The organism is Nocardia sp. NPDC052254, from assembly GCF_040679495.1.
Lineage (GTDB): Bacteria > Actinomycetota > Actinomycetes > Mycobacteriales > Mycobacteriaceae > Nocardia.
On record NZ_JBFAUW010000002.1, the window covers coordinates 226,437 to 241,962 of the forward strand.

13 protein-coding genes, 1 tRNA gene and 1 pseudogene are annotated in these 15,526 nt (G+C 67.6%); 6 read left to right on the forward strand and 9 right to left on the reverse strand.

What is annotated here, in order from left to right:
- Positions 1 to 207 precede the first annotated feature (207 nt).
- On the forward strand, positions 208 to 2,517 hold the full coding sequence (locus AB0L57_RS06015; RefSeq protein WP_364957909.1) for an MMPL family transporter: 2,310 nt from the start codon (positions 208 to 210) through the stop codon (positions 2,515 to 2,517).
- A gap of 43 nt (positions 2,518 to 2,560) precedes the next feature.
- Here the strand turns inward: AB0L57_RS06015 and AB0L57_RS06020 are convergent, their stop codons facing one another.
- From AB0L57_RS06020 to AB0L57_RS06035, 4 genes are all read right to left on the reverse strand, one after another.
- Positions 2,561 to 3,496 (reverse strand): LLM class F420-dependent oxidoreductase, encoded by a 936-nt coding sequence (locus AB0L57_RS06020; RefSeq protein WP_364957912.1) that lies wholly within the window; start codon positions 3,494 to 3,496, stop codon positions 2,561 to 2,563.
- Positions 3,497 to 3,604: 108 nt separating this feature from the next.
- Positions 3,605 to 3,695, reverse strand: a tRNA-Ser gene (locus AB0L57_RS06025).
- 46 nt (positions 3,696 to 3,741) lie between these two features.
- Entirely contained in the window at positions 3,742 to 4,215 is a 474-nt protein-coding gene (locus AB0L57_RS06030) for a nucleoside deaminase (RefSeq protein ID WP_364957915.1), read from the reverse strand.
- A complete protein-coding gene (locus AB0L57_RS06035; RefSeq protein ID WP_364957918.1) occupies positions 4,212 to 4,748 on the reverse strand; it encodes a tRNA adenosine deaminase-associated protein in 537 nt (178 codons plus the stop codon). Before AB0L57_RS06035 ends, AB0L57_RS06030 begins: the two co-directional genes overlap by 4 nt.
- Positions 4,749 to 4,806: 58 nt before the next feature.
- On the opposite strand from AB0L57_RS06035, the gene AB0L57_RS06040 reads away from it, so the two are divergent.
- Positions 4,807 to 5,757, forward strand: a complete 951-nt coding sequence (locus AB0L57_RS06040) for a prephenate dehydrogenase (protein ID WP_364957921.1) — start codon at positions 4,807 to 4,809, stop codon at positions 5,755 to 5,757.
- 70 nt (positions 5,758 to 5,827) lie between these two features.
- Here the strand turns inward: AB0L57_RS06040 and AB0L57_RS06045 are convergent, their stop codons facing one another.
- From AB0L57_RS06045 to AB0L57_RS06055, 3 genes are all read right to left on the reverse strand, one after another.
- The gene (locus AB0L57_RS06045) at positions 5,828 to 6,403 is read right to left on the reverse strand and encodes a putative glycolipid-binding domain-containing protein (RefSeq protein ID WP_364959267.1); all 576 of its coding nucleotides are present in this window, start codon (positions 6,401 to 6,403) and stop codon (positions 5,828 to 5,830) included.
- Between the two features lie 118 nt (positions 6,404 to 6,521).
- Positions 6,522 to 8,471, reverse strand: a complete 1,950-nt coding sequence (locus AB0L57_RS06050; protein WP_364957924.1) for an ABC transporter ATP-binding protein — start codon at positions 8,469 to 8,471, stop codon at positions 6,522 to 6,524.
- Positions 8,383 to 10,302, reverse strand: coding sequence for an ABC transporter ATP-binding protein (locus AB0L57_RS06055; protein ID WP_364957927.1), 1,920 nt, complete (start codon positions 10,300 to 10,302; stop codon positions 8,383 to 8,385). The genes AB0L57_RS06050 and AB0L57_RS06055 overlap by 89 nt, the downstream gene beginning before the upstream one ends.
- A 504-nt stretch (positions 10,303 to 10,806) precedes the next feature.
- Between AB0L57_RS06055 and dcm the strand changes: the two genes are divergently transcribed.
- The 3 genes and pseudogenes from dcm to AB0L57_RS06070 all read left to right on the forward strand — a co-directional run bounded on the left by dcm (position 10,807) and on the right by AB0L57_RS06070 (position 13,420).
- Positions 10,807 to 11,949 carry a DNA (cytosine-5-)-methyltransferase gene (dcm, locus tag AB0L57_RS06060; RefSeq protein WP_364957930.1) on the forward strand — a complete coding sequence of 381 codons (1,143 nt, stop codon included), beginning with the start codon at positions 10,807 to 10,809 and terminating at the stop codon, positions 11,947 to 11,949.
- A gap of 248 nt (positions 11,950 to 12,197) precedes the next feature.
- Positions 12,198 to 12,584: pseudogene (locus tag AB0L57_RS06065) on the forward strand (very short patch repair endonuclease); the annotation flags it as partial.
- A gap of 95 nt (positions 12,585 to 12,679) precedes the next feature.
- On the forward strand, positions 12,680 to 13,420 hold the full coding sequence (locus AB0L57_RS06070) for a DUF998 domain-containing protein (RefSeq protein ID WP_364957932.1): 741 nt from the start codon (positions 12,680 to 12,682) through the stop codon (positions 13,418 to 13,420).
- Here the strand turns inward: AB0L57_RS06070 and AB0L57_RS06075 are convergent.
- A complete protein-coding gene (locus tag AB0L57_RS06075) occupies positions 13,401 to 13,523 on the reverse strand; it encodes a hypothetical protein (RefSeq protein WP_364957935.1) in 123 nt (40 codons plus the stop codon). The genes AB0L57_RS06070 and AB0L57_RS06075 overlap by 20 nt on opposite strands.
- 198 nt (positions 13,524 to 13,721) lie before the next feature.
- Here AB0L57_RS06075 and AB0L57_RS06080 point away from each other — a divergent pair, with 198 nt between their 5' ends.
- The gene (locus AB0L57_RS06080) at positions 13,722 to 14,498 is read left to right on the forward strand and encodes a maleylpyruvate isomerase family mycothiol-dependent enzyme (protein ID WP_364957937.1); all 777 of its coding nucleotides are present in this window, start codon (positions 13,722 to 13,724) and stop codon (positions 14,496 to 14,498) included.
- Between the two features lie 307 nt (positions 14,499 to 14,805).
- Here AB0L57_RS06080 and AB0L57_RS06085 read toward each other — a convergent pair whose 3' ends face one another.
- Positions 14,806 to 15,510, reverse strand: a complete 705-nt coding sequence (locus AB0L57_RS06085; protein WP_364957940.1) for a helix-turn-helix domain-containing protein — start codon at positions 15,508 to 15,510, stop codon at positions 14,806 to 14,808.
- Positions 15,511 to 15,526: the final 16 nt, after the last annotated feature.

A 15,526-nucleotide genomic window follows, 5' to 3' on the forward strand; every position in this document is an offset into this window, starting at 1 on the left:
GCGCCGTCGGGCCCCCATCCGGATTCCGGGTGGGGGCCCGAGTCGTATCCGGACCCGCCAGATTTCGATCCGGCAGAGTTCTTGATCTTGCAGCAACCAGACAGCAGACTCGAAGGCGAGTTCTCCAGTTCGGCAACCGCACAGCTCGATCAGCGATCGGCCCCGGTTCGCGTATGGATTCGGGACCCGCGACCACTAGGAGTGATCGTGTCCGTCTATCTGTATCGGTGGGGAAGATTCGCCTTTCGGCACAAGTGGTTCGTGCTGCCGGTCTGGCTGGTGTTGTTCCTGATCATCGCCGGTCTGGGCACCCAGCTGAAGAAGCCGATGAACGATGACTTCACCATTCCGAACCTGCCCTCGGAACGTGCCACCGAGATCATGGACAAACACTTTCCGGGTATGTCGGAGGCATTCAGTTTCGAAGCCGTCACCGGTACCTATGTCTTCGGGGCGGCACCGGGACAGAAACTGACCGACGCATCCCAGCGAGCTCAACTCGATGGCGTGGTCGGGAAATTGAATGCGCTGAACATCGTCGATCACACCACTGCGCTGGTCGATCCGGTCACGGCCACCGAGCAGATGGGCTGCCTCACCGGGGACCGCACCGCACCCGACTTCATCTCGCGCTGCAGTGCCGCGCCGCTGAACGTACTCAACAGGGAACAGCCCGATACCGTTGCGGTGCTGACGGTTCCGTTCACGATCGCCAAATTCACCGATATCACCGACGACGATCGGACGGCCGCCTTCGCGGTCGGTGACGATGCGCGGGCCGCCGGTCTGCAGGTCGAGATGAGCGGTTCGCTGGCAATGGAACAGCAACAGCCCAGCGGACAGGCCGAAATGATCGGTATGGGCGTCGCACTGCTGGTGATGATCGTGGCCTTCGGTGCGATAGTCGCGGCCTTCGTGCCGATCATCACCGCCATCGTCGGCCTCGGCGCGGCCACCTCGGTGATCTTCCTGGGCACCTCCTTCATGTCCGTGCCCAGTTTCACGACCTTCCTGGCGTCGATGATCGGTATCGCGCTGTCCATCGACTACGCGCTGTTCATCGTCTCGCGCTACAAACACGAACTCGCCGTGCAGAGTTCACCGGAGAATGCCGCCGGAACCGCGTTGGGGACCGCCGGGTCCGCGGTGGTCTTCGCGGGTGCGACGGTGATCATCGCCCTGGTGGCACTCGCGATCGTGAACATCCGCTTCCTGACCTTCATGGGTCTGGGCGGTGCGATCGCCGCGGCGTTCGCGGTACTCACCGCCATCACACTGATGCCGGCACTGCTGGGCGCGTTCGGCAGATTCCTGTTCAAACCCAAGATTCCGCTGATCGCCCAGCACGATCCCGAGGACGACTCCTCGGTCACCAACGGTATGCGGGTCGCGCGGGTGATCGGGCGGATGCCGGTACTGACGCTGATCGTGAGCGTCGTTATTCTCGGCCTGCTCGCCGCACCGGCGTTGCATCTGAATCTGGGCCTGCCGGGTGAGGACAGTCAGCCCAAGACCACCACCATCCGCAAGGCCTACGACCTGCGCACCGAGGGGTTCGGCGCGGGCAGCAACGGCAAGCTGGAGATCGTCGAGGATCTGTCGGGTGTGCCCGCCGATCGCAAACAGGCCGCACTGACCGCGCTGCACGACGAACTGGCCGCCTACCCCGGCATGGATTACGTGACCCAGCCACAGCTCAGCCGTGACGGCGAGGGCGCGTTGATGACCGCGGTCCCGACCACCGGACCCAACGAACAGGACACCAAAGATCTGGTGCGCAATGCCCGCGACGCCGAAGCGAAGCTGCACGACCGGTACGGCATCGAATACGGAATCACCGGCACCACGGCCATTTACGCCGATGTGGACCATGCGCTGCTGAGCAAGATCCTGCCCTATCTGGCGATCGTGGCGGGTGCGGCGTTCCTGTTGCTGATCGCGGTGTTCCGTTCGGTGCTCGTACCACTCACCGCCGCACTGGGATTCCTGCTGTCCATGGCCGCCACCTTCGGGGCCACGGTCCTGATATTCCAGGAGGGTGCGCTCGGCCTGATCTCCGAACCGAGACCTATCGTGAGCTTCCTGCCGATCATGTTGATCGGCCTGGTCTTCGGACTCGCCATGGACTACCAGGTCTTCCTGGTCACCCGGATGCGCGAGGAGTATGTGCACGGCAAGGATCCGAAGCAGGCCATGATCTCGGGTTATCACCACGGTGCGCGCGTGGTGACCTCGGCGGCGATCATCATGATCTCGGTCTTCGGATCGTTCCTGCTGGAATCGGACGCGACCGCCAAATCCATGGGTTTCGCCCTGGCCGCGGGCGTACTGTTCGACGCCTTCCTGGTCCGGATGGTCCTGATCCCGTCGCTGCTGGTGCTGATGGGTGAGTCGGCGTGGTGGATGCCGCGCTGGCTCAGCAGGATCGTGCCGGACATCGATGTGGAAGGCGCGCGGCTACGGGATCTGCAGGTCGACGATCCGGACGAGCCCAAGAGTCCGGTCACAGTGAGCTGAGCCGCCCCCGGCCGGTCCGGTGCGACCGGCCGGGGAACGGACCTCAGCCGAGCTGCGGAGCGACCTCCGCCGCGACCAGCTCCAGATGCTCGAGATCGGACAGGTCCAGGACCTGCAGGTAGAGACGGGTGATCCCGGTCTTCTCGCGGTAGCGGCCGATCTTGTCGGCCACCTCGGACGGCGTGCCCGCCAGACCGTTGGTGCGCAGTTCGTCGACCTCACGGCCGATCGCCTCGGCCCGGCGGGCGATCTCGGCCTCGTCGCGGCCCACGCACAGCACCTGCGCGGCCGAGCGCACGATCTCGGCGGGGTCGCGACCGATGTCGCGGGCCGCGGCGGCGACCCGATCGAATTGCGCCGCAGCCGCTTCCGCGGGCGCGAACGGCAGATTGAACTCGGCGGCGTAGCGGGCCGCCAGTTCCGGTGTGCGCTTCTTACCGGCACCGCCGATGATCACCGGCGGGCCGGGCTGCTGCACCGGCTTGGGCAGGGCCGGACTGTACTGCAGCTCATAGTGTTTGCCGGTGAAGCAGAAGGTGTCGTCGAGCGGGGTGCTCCACAGGCCGGTGATGATCGCCAGCTGTTCGGCGTAGCGGTCGAATCGTTCGCGGATCTCCGGCAGTTCGATGCCGTAGGCGCGATGTTCGTCATCGAACCACCCGGCGCCGAGGCCGAGTTCGATTCGCCCGCCGGACATCTGATCGACCTGGGCCACCGAAATGGCGAGCACCGACGGATGCCGGAAGGTGGCGGCGGTGACCAGGGTGCCCAGCCGGATCCGCGAGGTCTCGCGGGCCAGACCGGCCAGCGTGATCCAGGCGTCGGTCGGGCCCGGCAGACCCGACACCCCGCCCATCTTCAGATAGTGATCCGACCGGAAGAACGCATCGAACCCCGCCTCCTCGGTCACCTTCGCAACCCGCAGCAGATCATCGTAGGTAGCCCCCTGCTGGGGCTCGGTGAAGATTCGTAGTTCCACGCGCACCAACGTACCGGGACGGTGATGTCGGCACGCCCGGCCGCGGACCGGCATCGCCGCACGACTGGAAAACGAAAAAGCTCCCCACCCGCGACGGGTGAGGAGCTCTGGCGGTGGCGGAGGGATTTGAACCCTCGGTGGGGGGTTACCCCACACACGCTTTCGAGGCGTGCTCCTTAGGCCGCTCGGACACGCCACCGCAGGTGACTTTACCGGACCGGTCCGCCGAAACCGAAATCGAGTGGTCAGGGCCGGTGGAGGCGGAAAAAGTCGTCCAGAACGGCGGCGCATTCGGTTTCGAGCACGCCGCCACGGACCTCGGGACGGTGATTGAGGCGGCGATCACGGACCACATCCCACAGCGAGCCGACAGCGCCGGTCTTGGGCTCCCAGGCACCGAAGACCAGGCGGCCGACCCGGGCCGCGACCAGCGCGCCCGCGCACATCGTGCAGGGTTCCAGCGTCACGGCCAGGGTGGTGCCCTCGAGTCGCCAGCCGTCACCCACCACCTCGGCCGCGCGGCGCAGCGCCAGGATCTCGGCGTGCGCGGTGGGATCGCCCAGTGCCTCGCGGGCATTGCTCGCCCGCGCCAGCTCCCGGCCGGCCGCGTCGAAAACCACCGCGCCGACCGGCACATCGCGCGGGTCGGCGGTCGCGGCCGCCGCGAGTGCGGTGCGGATCAGTAGTTCGTCCGCGGTCCCGGGAGAGGCCGGGTTCAATGGGGCAGCTTGTCCAGGGCCGCGGAGAATTCGTCGGCGAAGCCCAGCCGCTGCGCGACCATGCCGAGCTGTTCGTCCGGATAGAGATCGGTTTCGGCGAGGATCACACTGAGGACCGGCTCCGGCAGGCCCAGATCCGACAGGACGCCGAGATCGCCCTCTTCCCACGGCTCGATGTCGTCGAGCTCGTCGGGATCGATATCGGGTACCTCGACATTCAGTGCCTCGAGTACCTCGACGGCGATGTCGTAGTCGATCGCGGCCGTCGCATCGGAGATCAGCAGGCGGCTACCGGTGGGGCCCGGCCGCAGGACGATGAAGAATTCGTCGTCGACGTCCAGCAGACCGAAGACCGCGCCGGTACTGCGCAATGCGCGCAGCTCGTCCTCGGCCGTCGACAGGCTGCTCAGCGCCTCGGCGCTGAGCGGGGTGCATTTCCATGTGCTGTCCTCGCGGACAACCGCCACGGCGAACCCTTCCACGTCGTCGTAATCGTCCGACGTGGCCCTGTTCGTGCTCGAGCGCTGTGCCATGGCCGCAACGGTAGTCGGCTTCGGCGGAAATGTTGAAGTCGTATGCGAATCTGATTCGGTGACAGTCGATCGGAAGTCCTCGGTGTGCGTTCTGGGTACGGGTTTGATCGGTGGATCGGTGCTGCGCGCCACCACCGCGGCCGGCTACCGGGCTTGGGCCTACAACCGCTCGGAGACCGGTGTGCGGGCCGCCCGCGCCGACGGATTCGATGTCGGATCCGACGTCACGGCGGTACTCGGCCGAGCCGCCGACGAGAATGCGCTGATCGTGCTGGCGGTGCCGATGCCGGCCATCGAGACGGTGCTCGCGGACGTGCGAACCTTCGCGCCCCGCTGCCCGCTGACCGATGTGGTGAGTGTGAAGGAGCCGGTGCGCGCGGAGGTACACCGCCAGGAACTGGGGGCGTACTACGTGGGCGGCCACCCCATGGCCGGAACCGCCGAATCCGGCTGGGCCGCATCGTCTCCCGACCTGTTCCGGAATGCCGCCTGGGCCGTGGGCGTCGATCCCGGCACCCGTGCCGAACCGTGGATCCGGGTGGCGCGGCTGGCGCTGGACTGCGGTGCGGTGGTGGTGCCCGCGGTCGCCGCCGAACACGATCGCGCGGTGGCCCGTATCTCGCATCTGCCACATGTGCTCGCCGAGGCGCTGGCGGTCGCGGGCGCCGCGGGCGGCGATCTCGCCCTCGGCCTGGCCGCGGGATCCTTCCGTGACGGCACCCGGGTCGCGGCCACCGCCCCGGATCTGGTGCGCGCCATCTGCGAGCCCAACGCGGCCGCGCTGACCGGCGCACTCGACGATGCCCTGCGCCTGCTCACCGCCGCCCGCGACAGCTTGCGCAGCGACGGCACCCTGGGCGATCTCATCGATGCGGGTTACAGCGAACGCGACCGCTACGACACCCTGCAAAGCTGGGACATCACCGATATCCGGCCGGGTGACGAGGACTGGCTGGAACGGCTGCGCGAGGCCGGACAGCGCGGCGGTGTGATCCGGGCGCTGGACTGATCAGAAATGTGCGGGACACCCGCACCGGGTCCGGCCGACCGGCGGGCTGCGCAGCGTCACCGACCGGCCCTCAGAACCGCTCGGCCAGGCCCGGATAGTCCAGGACGAACCCGTCGTCATCGACGGTGACGGTCGCACTCGACACCGGCGACAGCACGTGGATGCCGTCCGCCCCACTGCTGTAGGTGAGGATCGCCTCGCCCACCAGCAGATCCGGCAGCCGCACATAGACCACCGGGACCTGCACGTCCTCGGTGATGTGCGCGAGGCCGAACCGTCGGATCGGCAGGGTGTTGAAGAACGGGCTGAGCAGCACGTCCACATCCAGGGCGCCGCCGAACATCGACCGCACATGAGTGTTGCCGGCATCGACGAGCCAGTAGTTCTCCTCGTCACGCGCGATCGAGGCGTGCCGCTCCCCGGAAGCGACGGTACTGCGCAACGAGAGCCGTTTGGTACGCCCGAGCTCATCGGTCACCAGATCGTAGGACGCGCTGAATGCCGGATGTTCGCCGCAGTCACCGCCGATGATGCGCCCGGAGGCGCGGATCCGGTTTCCGGTGAGAACCACCCGCACCGATTCCATCCGGGCGGCGTCGTGTGCACGCCAGGTGAGAACGGCCGGCCAGCGAGGCGGCGCGTCCACACCGCCGTCGCTCGCCCGGGCGGTCTCGGATTTGCCCTCGGCTGGCTTACTCACCCCTCCACCGTAAGTGACAATCGAGCCGTCGGCTCGGTCGCGGCGCACGAGATGTTCATCCGTACTACACCAGCGATTCGCGCCAGGCGGCGTGCAGGGCCGCGAACCGGCCGGTCGATTCGATCAGTTCGGCGGGTGTCCCGTCCTCCACGATGCGCCCGGCATCCATCACCAGCACCCGGTCGGCGATGGCCACCGTCGAGAGCCGATGCGCGATGATCACCGCGGTCCGGCCGCGCAGCACCGTCTCGAGTGCGTGCTGAACCTGTCGCTCACCCGGAATATCCAGGCTGGAGGTCGCCTCGTCGAGCACGATCACCGCCGGATCGGCGAGGAACACGCGGGCGAACGCCACCAGCTGGCGTTGCCCGGCCGACAACCGTCCACCGCGTTTGCGCACATCGGTGCCGAAACCGTCCGGTAACGACATCGCGAAGTCGTACAACCCCACCGCGCGCGCCGCGGCGTGCACCTCCGCGTCGGTGGCCTCGGGCCGGCCGAGCCGGATGTTGTCGGCCACCGAACCGGAGAACAGATACGACTCCTGGGTCACCATCGCCACCGTCCGGCGCAGATCGGCATCGGCGATGTCGCGCAGATCGGTGCCGTCCAGGGACACGCTGCCCGAGGACGGGTCGTAGAAGCGCGAAATCAGTTTGGCCAGTGTGGACTTCCCCGCGCCGGTCGCCCCGACCAGTGCCACCACCTGACCCGCCGGAACGGTCAGCGTGAAGCGCGGCAGGACCGGGCGCGCCCGCGCACCGTCGCGCTCGGGATAGCCGAAATCGACCTCGGCCAGGCGCAATTCACCGCGCACCCGGCCGAGCCGATGCGGCACCCGTGGCTCGGTGACGCTCGGCCGCTCCTCGAGAACGCCCGAGATCCGCTCCAGCGCCGCGGCCGCGGACTGATACGAGTTGAACACCTGGGCCAATTCGTCGATGGGCCCGTAGAACTGGCGCAGATACAGCAGAAACGCCGTCAGGACGCCGATCTCGGTGTGCCCGTTGATGACTCGCCACGCACCCACCACCAGGATGAGGACATTGGTGGTGTTGCTGATCAGCCGCACCAGGCCGATGTAACTCGCCATCCCGGACAGCGCGCCGGCATTGGCGGCGCGATATTCGGCATCGGAATCCGACAGCAGGATCTCGTTGCGCCGCTCGCGCCGGAACGCCTGTACCGCACGGATTCCGCCCATGGTCTCGACGAAGTGGACGACCACCTTCGCGATCGCGGTACGGGTGCGGCGATACCCGGCGCGCTGGCGTCGCTGCGCCCAGCGGGTGACGAACACCAGCGGTACGAATCCGGCCAGCACCACCAGTGCCAGCGGAATATCGAGCCAGACCAGGATCACCGCGATGGTGGCGACCGACAGTATCGCGCTCAGTGCGTCGTTGAGTGCGCGCTCGAGCAGATCCTCGAGCGATTCCAGATCGCTGGTGAGCCGGGCGACGATCTTGCCCGAGGTGTAGGTCTCGTGGAAATCGATCGACAGCCGCTGCACATGCGTGAACACCCGCATCCGCAGATCGAACAGCACCTGCTGACTCAACCGGCCGGAGATGCGCAGGAACAGGAAGGTCGTCACCCCGCCGACCGCGGTGCAGACGACGATCCCGCCGACGGCCAGCGACAACGGCAGCCAATGTCCGGCCACGGCCTGCCCCACACCGGTGTCGACACCGTGCGCGACGAACAGCGGTGTTGCCACCAGCGCGGCATTGTCGACCACGATCAGCAGCAGCGCCAGGGCCGCCGAGAGCCGGTACGGCCGGACCAGCGACCACAGCAGCCGGCGCGATCGTGCGGCCAGGGCCAGATTCACGGAGTCGGTCTGCTCACCGTCCTCGGCGGCGACACCACGCCACTCCGATTCCGACGGACCGGGTGTGGTGCCGGCGGCATCGTGCGCGGGATCAGTGCTCGTGGGTGCGGCCGTGCTCGTGGGTGCGGCCGGTTCCGCCGGCGGAACCGTGTTCACGGATGTGCCCGGATGTGTCGACATCGAGATCACCTCCCATCAATTCCCGGTAACGCGAACAGGTTTCGAGTAGTCGTTCGTGTGGTCCGTCGGCGATGATGCGGCCCTCGTCGAGAACCGCGACCCGATCCGCCCAGGCCGCCGTGGACGGACGGTGCGCCACCAGCAGTACGGTCGCCCCGGCCAGGGCCGTGCGCAGGCGCCGCTGCACCTGCTCCTCGGTGCTCACATCCAGGGCCGACAGCGGATCGTCGAGCACCACGACGTGACCGCCGGGATGCTCGTGCCGGTCCAGTACGGCGCGGGCCAGGGCCAGGCGCTGCCGCTGACCGCCGGACAGGCTCAGGCCCTGCTCACCGATCCTGGTCCGCAGCCCCCACGGCAGCTCCTCGACGAATTGCGCCGCACAGGCCACCTCCAGCGCCTCCCGGACCTGCTCGTCGGTGGCATCCGGATAGCCGAGCGTGATGTTCTCCCGCACACTGGCGGAGAACAGCACCGGATCCTCGAAGGCCACCGACACCTGGGATCGCAGGCACGACAACCGCATCGATCGCACATCGATCCCGTCGATCGTCACCGATCCGCCGGCCACGTCGAACAACCGTGGAACCAGTCCCAGCAGTGCCGACTTCCCGCTACCGGTGGCACCGACCACCGCGATCGTCTCCCCCGGGCGCAGCCGCAGCGAGATATCGTGCAGGAGATCGTGATCGGCATCGGGGAAGCGGAAACGGACCCGGTCGAAACGCAATTCACCGCGCGGCGGATCGGGTGGATCCACCGGATGGTGCGGATCGGTGATATCGATCGGAGTATCGATCACCTCCCAGAACCGTTGTGCGGCAGTGCGGGCGTGATTGGCTTCGGCGAGACCGAAGCCCACTCCCATGGTCGGCCACTGCAGATAGGTGGTCAGGGTGATTCCGGCGACCAGTGCACCGACGGTCATCGCCTGCTGGGTGAGCAGGTAGGCGCCGATCGCCAGCGCAGCCGCGATACCGAGTGCGGACAGGGTGTTCAGCCCCGTCCACAACCGCGCGGCCAGCCGGACCTTGACCAGCTCGAGGGCCTGGAGCTGACCGGCCTGATCGCGGAACCGACGGCCGAACCACGGTCCCCGCCCGAAGGCTTTCAGCACTCGGATCCCCTGCGCCGACTCCTCGACGGTGGTCGCCAGATGGCCCGATTGGTCCTGCGCGGCCCGCGAGGCCGCGCCGTAGCCCTGTTCGAATCGGCGGGCCAGCACCACCAGCGGAATCGCGATCACCAGCTCGACCAGGCCGATCTGCCAGCTGAGTACGAACAGCAGCGCCACACCCAGACTCAGGGTCACGCTCAGCGACATCAGCATCGGCGCGACGAATGCGAAAAAGCGCCGCAGCGTGGACATATCGGTGATCGCACGCGAGGTGAGCTGACCGGATTCCATCCCGTCGTGTACGCCCACCGACAGCACCTGCAGCCGTTCGAACAACTTGGCCCGCAGCGCCACCTCGAGCCGGCTCGCCGGCGCCGCGACGATATACCGGCGCCACCACGAGGTCAGCGTGCTCACCAGCGCCAGAACCGCGACCATCGCGATCGGCCACCAGATCCCGGCGAAATCCCGATGCGCCACGGGTCCGTCCACGATCCGCGCGGTCACCAGCGGCAGCGCCATATCGCAGAGCATCCCGACCGCCGGCAGCGCCGCGCTCGCGAACAGCGCCACCCGATACGGCCGCATCTCCGGCCACAGCCGCCGCAGCGACCCAGCCCCCATGACCCGGCCGTCGGCCAGGAAGTTCTCGGCGTCCGCCCCGGTTCTGTCGCCCTCCGAATCGGATACGGCCGCCGCCGTCACGACGGACACAACTGTCCCCCTTCGTCAGATCTTTTGCGCGGGAATGCCACCGGCCACCGGCCCGAGCCCGGGCACCGGCGAACACGTCGGACTCTCCAGATTGCCAGCACGACAGATCCCAGCCAACTGATTTTCGTACCTTCCGCCCCCGGTTCGGTCCGGCGGATTCTCGGCCCGTGTTCACCGTCGCCGGAAGCGCTTGCCCCGAGCGGGATTCGTGCTGCCGGATGTCCGCGCGCGGCCCGGGGCAACCCGGGCGCGGGGCCGGGGCCGGTCCGAAAACCCGGGCTGATCACCGGCTCCCGCCCGCCGCTCGAGTAACGTGTTCACGCACGCCGATGAAGGCGCGCCGGGCTCGGTATAGATTTCACACCGGTGCACCGTGGATGTTCTCGGACCGCTCGATCTGAACCTACGGAGCGAGGGAGCGCGGCGACTGAGCGGAGGAGGGGAACCATCGAGGCCACGAGGGCCGGGAACCCGCCGAAGCACAGCGGAGGCCACCAACACAGCATGGTCGGGCTGTTCGCCGGGATCGGCGGACTGGAACTGGGGCTGAGCGCGCACGGCTGGACCACCGAACTCCTCTGCGAGATCGACCCCGGTGCCCGCGCCGTCCTGGCCGCCCGCTTCCCCGATGTCGAATCGCATGCCGACGTCACCCGGTTACGAGCGCTCCCCGCCCGCACCGAACTGGTCGCGGCCGGTTTCCCCTGCCAGGACCTGTCCCAGGCGGGCCGAACGGCGGGTATCACCGGCGACAGATCCGGCCTGGTGGACGAGGTGTTCCGCCTGGTGCGCCGCAAACGCGGGCCGCGTTGGCTGCTGATCGAAAATGTGCCGTTCATGCTGCAGCTGGGCCGAGGGCAGGCCATGCGGCACATCACCACCGCCCTGGAGGACCTCGGCTACACCTGGGCCTACCGGGTGGTCGACGCTCGCGCGTTCGGCCTGCCCCAGCGCCGTCAGCGGGTGCTGATGCTGGCCTCCCGCTCGGAGGATCCCCGGCCGGTGCTGTTCGGCACCGACGCCGGACCGCGCGAACTCGGCGATCCGGCCACGGATCCGTGCGGTTTCTACTGGACCGAAGGTGTGCGCGGCCTGGGCTGGGCGGTCAATGCGGTGCCGACTCTCAAGGGCGGTTCCGGACTGGGTATCGCCAGTCCGCCTGCGGTCCGGTTGCCCGCGGGCGAGATCGTGACGCCGGGCATCACCGATGCCGAACGGTTGCAGGGTTTTTCGCGCGATTGGACCGAACCCGCCCTCACCGCACCGGGCGTCCGCCCAGGACATCGGTGGAAGCTGGTCGGCAATGCGGTGAGCGTGCGGATGGCGTCCTGGATCGGTGGCCGCCTGGCCGCCCCCGACGGCGACATGGACGTACCGTTCACACCCTTGACCGCCCACCGCTGGCCCACCGCCGCCTGGGGCCACGCCGGCCGGGCCTATCGCGTACCGCTGTCGACCTGGCCGGTCCACGCCCCCTACGAGGATCTGCGCTGGTTCCTCGACGACTCCCGGCTGCTGTCGTCCCGCGCCACCGCAGGCTTCCTGCGCCGCGCAGCGCGAGGATCGCTGCGCTTTCCCCCGGGCTTCATCGCGGATATGGAAAACCACCTGCAGCGCATGGGAGGCCTGCCCGAAGAGGCAGCGTGACAGTTCGGCAACGGGGGAACACCGGGACCACCTCGCACGCTGTAGAAGTTGTGTCCGAGGTCCGACTGTCCGCCCACGATCCCGCCCGCCGGGTCGACATTTCGGATGCGTTCGACCCGGGTAGGTTTCGGCCCGCCTCGATTGTGCAGCGACGGAGAAAAGGAGCGCAGCGACTGACCGGAGGAATGAAAGATCGAGGCACAGGGGGCCGAAACCCCCGCCGCAGCGAAGCGAAGGCCAAAGACACAGCGACGAGTGCGCGGATGTCGCGGCAGCGGCGGGTCGGCACGGCTCCGGAAATCGCGTTACGCAGCGAACTGCACCGCCGCGGACTGCGCTATTTCGTGGACCGGGCGCCGCTGAAAGGTTTGCGCCGTCGCGCCGATCTGGTGTTTCCGCGTCGGAAAGTGGCTGTTTACGTCGATGGATGTTTCTGGCACAGCTGCCCGGAACATGCCACCCATCCGAAGAACAACGCGCAATGGTGGGCGGAGAAATTGGCCGGGAATGTGGCTCGCGACCGCGATACCGACACTCGTCTGATCGCCGCGGGCTGGGTGGTCGTGCGGATATGGGAACACGAGAATGTGACGGCGGGCGCCGATCGGGTGCAATCGGCGCTTTTCGGCCGATGAGCCATGATGGTGAGGAAGGTGCTGATCCACGAGCCCATGTTCACCAGGGACGAGGGCGCTGAGATGAAGCGAAAGCAAATCATGAAGCCGACGCGATGACACCGCGCCAGCCGGCGACGGACGACACCGGTCCGATCGCCGTCATGGAGCGAAAGGATGCGCCCGCCCGCGGACGCTTCCGGATCGTGCGTTCACTGATCGCCGCGGCCGTCGCCATCGCGGGGATCTGCTATTCGTCCTGGATTCTGGAATTCGTCCTGCCGATCCACCTGAATCCCGTCACCTCGTTCCTCAGCGAATTGGACGCCGAGGGCCGTCCCTATCGCTGGGTGTTCGATCTCGGTGACACCGTCTCCGGTTCATTGATCGTGGTATCGGCGGTGGCGGCACTGTTCGTTTTCTCGCGCCGGCGGCTGTGGGTCGTGGCCTGGGTGGCGCTGGGCTGTTTCGGAGCCGCCACCATCGCCGACGCGCAATGGCCGCTGCACACCTGTTCGGCGCCGTGCCCGCCGTCGGACAGCGGTCTGTTCCCGCAATTGCACCAGATCCACGCGCTGACCAGCTCGCTGGCGGTGATCTCGATCTTCGTGTCGATGATCGCGTTCAGCGTCGCCGCATTCCGTTATCGGCGCTGGCCGATTCTGCGGCACAGCGGGCTGTGGATTCTGGTCATCGGTTCCACGGCCACGGCCTGGATGATGATCGCCGACAATCTGGCCGGCAATTTCGCGCTGGGCATCGCGCAGCGCATTCAAGTGGGCTCGATGTCGCTGTGGCTGATCGCCCTGGCGGTGCAGATCTGGGTGGCGGAACGGGTCAGCGCTTCCGCACCCTGACCAGCGAGCGCGGTGCGGATTCCGCCACGACGCCCGCGACGGCCATGGCCGCGAAGATTGCCAGGATGCTCCCGATCACGAGTACTTCGACAAGTGTGTTCATATGTCCACGGTGGCACCGGGGGCTGGCACAGCTTTGTGCGGAACATGGGTAGAAGCTGAGAATGCGAACGCGTCCGCACCGGCCCCGCCCCCAGTGCGAGCCGCTCGATTTCCGTGCCCGGCGCATCGGCGTGCAGTTATCCGAAGGCAATCGAGTACGTCCAGCGCGCGTTCCCGGCGCTGCGTTAGGGTCAGCCACGTGACCAGCGAAGTGCCGGAACCGACCGCCCCCGCCGATCTGATCGAGACCGTCGACGCGGCCACCAGATCCTTGCTCGGCGCGGTGGAAGCATTGCAGGACAGCGATATCGCCGAACCGTCACTGCTCCCCGGCTGGACCCGCGGCCATCTGCTGGCCCATCTGGCCCGCAATGCCGACGGCCTGGTGAATCTGCTGCTGTGGGCGCGCACGGGTATCGAAACACCGCAGTACGCAAGCCAACTCCTGCGTGATTCCGATATCGAGGAGGGCGCGCCGCGGCCCATCGCCGAACAACTCGACGATCTGCGCGCCTCCGCGACCCGCTTCAGCGGAATGGTCCGGGCGATGCCGCCGGAGCGCTGGGAATTCCGGGTCCGCGCCCGCACCGGCAAGGAACTGCCCGCCGCGCTCATCCCCTGGCTTCGCCTGCGCGAGATAGAGATTCACCGTGTCGACCTGAACATCGGCTATCTCCCGGAGGATTGGCCGGCCACCTTCGTCGCCCGGCTGCTTCCCGAGGTCGCCAGATCCTTCGACCACACGGCCTCGGCACACCGCCCACCCGACGCCAAACCCATGACCCACGACCCCGCCCAGCCCCCGCCTCCGAGTTTCACCCTCGTCGCCACCGACACCGATTTCACCACCACGGTCGGCCTCGACCCCACCGACACCATCTCCGGCCCGGCGGCCGAGCTGCTGGCCTGGCTGATCGGCCGCGACGACGGAGTGGCACTGAAGGGTTTCCTGCCGAACCTGCCGCCCTGGTTGTGAGATCCGCCGACGATCGGCCCTCGCGGCCCGGACGCGTCAGCGGACCTCGATCGGTGGATGCGGGTTCCGGATCGTCGGCAGGCGCCGGGCCGATTCGCGCATCGCGATGAGGTAGGTCCGGATCGTCGGGGTACCGGTCGACCGGATCGGTCATCCTGACCTCCCGCGCCGTCGCGAGCGGGTCACCGGCTCGCACGGCGAGCCATCATCTGCCGGCACCCGGCGAACATTCGGGCCCGTCTCGTTCAGCGCCGACGCGGTGTAGCACCACGACGACGAATCCGTCGCACGCGTCGACACCCGGCGATCAGTCCTCGATCTGCCGGATCACCTGCCGGGCCGCCTTTCGAACAGGTGTGAGATCACCGCTGTGTCCCAGCGCCCGGAGCGCGGCATCGGCGATACCGGTGGCGAGGTCGTCCGCACCGATCCGCTCCACCCGCCCCGGACTGTCGGATCGGATCTGAATGGCGGCTTCGACGAAGTGGAAAGGCAGCGCGGCCGCGATGTCGACCTCGGTGGCCGACCACTGCGCGGAGTCGGAAGTACTCGATTCGCTTCGGGTCGCCAGCGAGAGGGCGCGATAGCAGTCGCGCAGGTATTCGCGTCGCTCGTCGAACCGCGGAAATTTGGTGCGGGTGCTCTCCGGGAGATTGAACAACGCCCCGAGATTCCACTGCGCAGCAAGTAATTGCCGGCAGTCGAACCACACCATCGCGTAGAGCCGGACCGCCGCGCGTTCGGGGTCGCGCATCAGACTCTCCGCCAGCCGTGCCGGCGCGACGACGGTGCGCGTCAGCAGGTTGTCCAGAATCTCCTCTTTGGTCGAGAAGTAGTGGTAGATGGTGCTCTGCTGGATACCGACCGCCGTGGCGATCAGCCGGGTCGAGGTGCCGGCGAACCCACGGGTGATGAACAACTCGGCGGCGGCATCGAGGATTTCCTCCTCCGGTGTATCACCCGGACGCCGCCGTTCGACGCGACGAGGCCGCCCGGGCCGCGATGTGCTCATTCGTTCCAGCATGCCA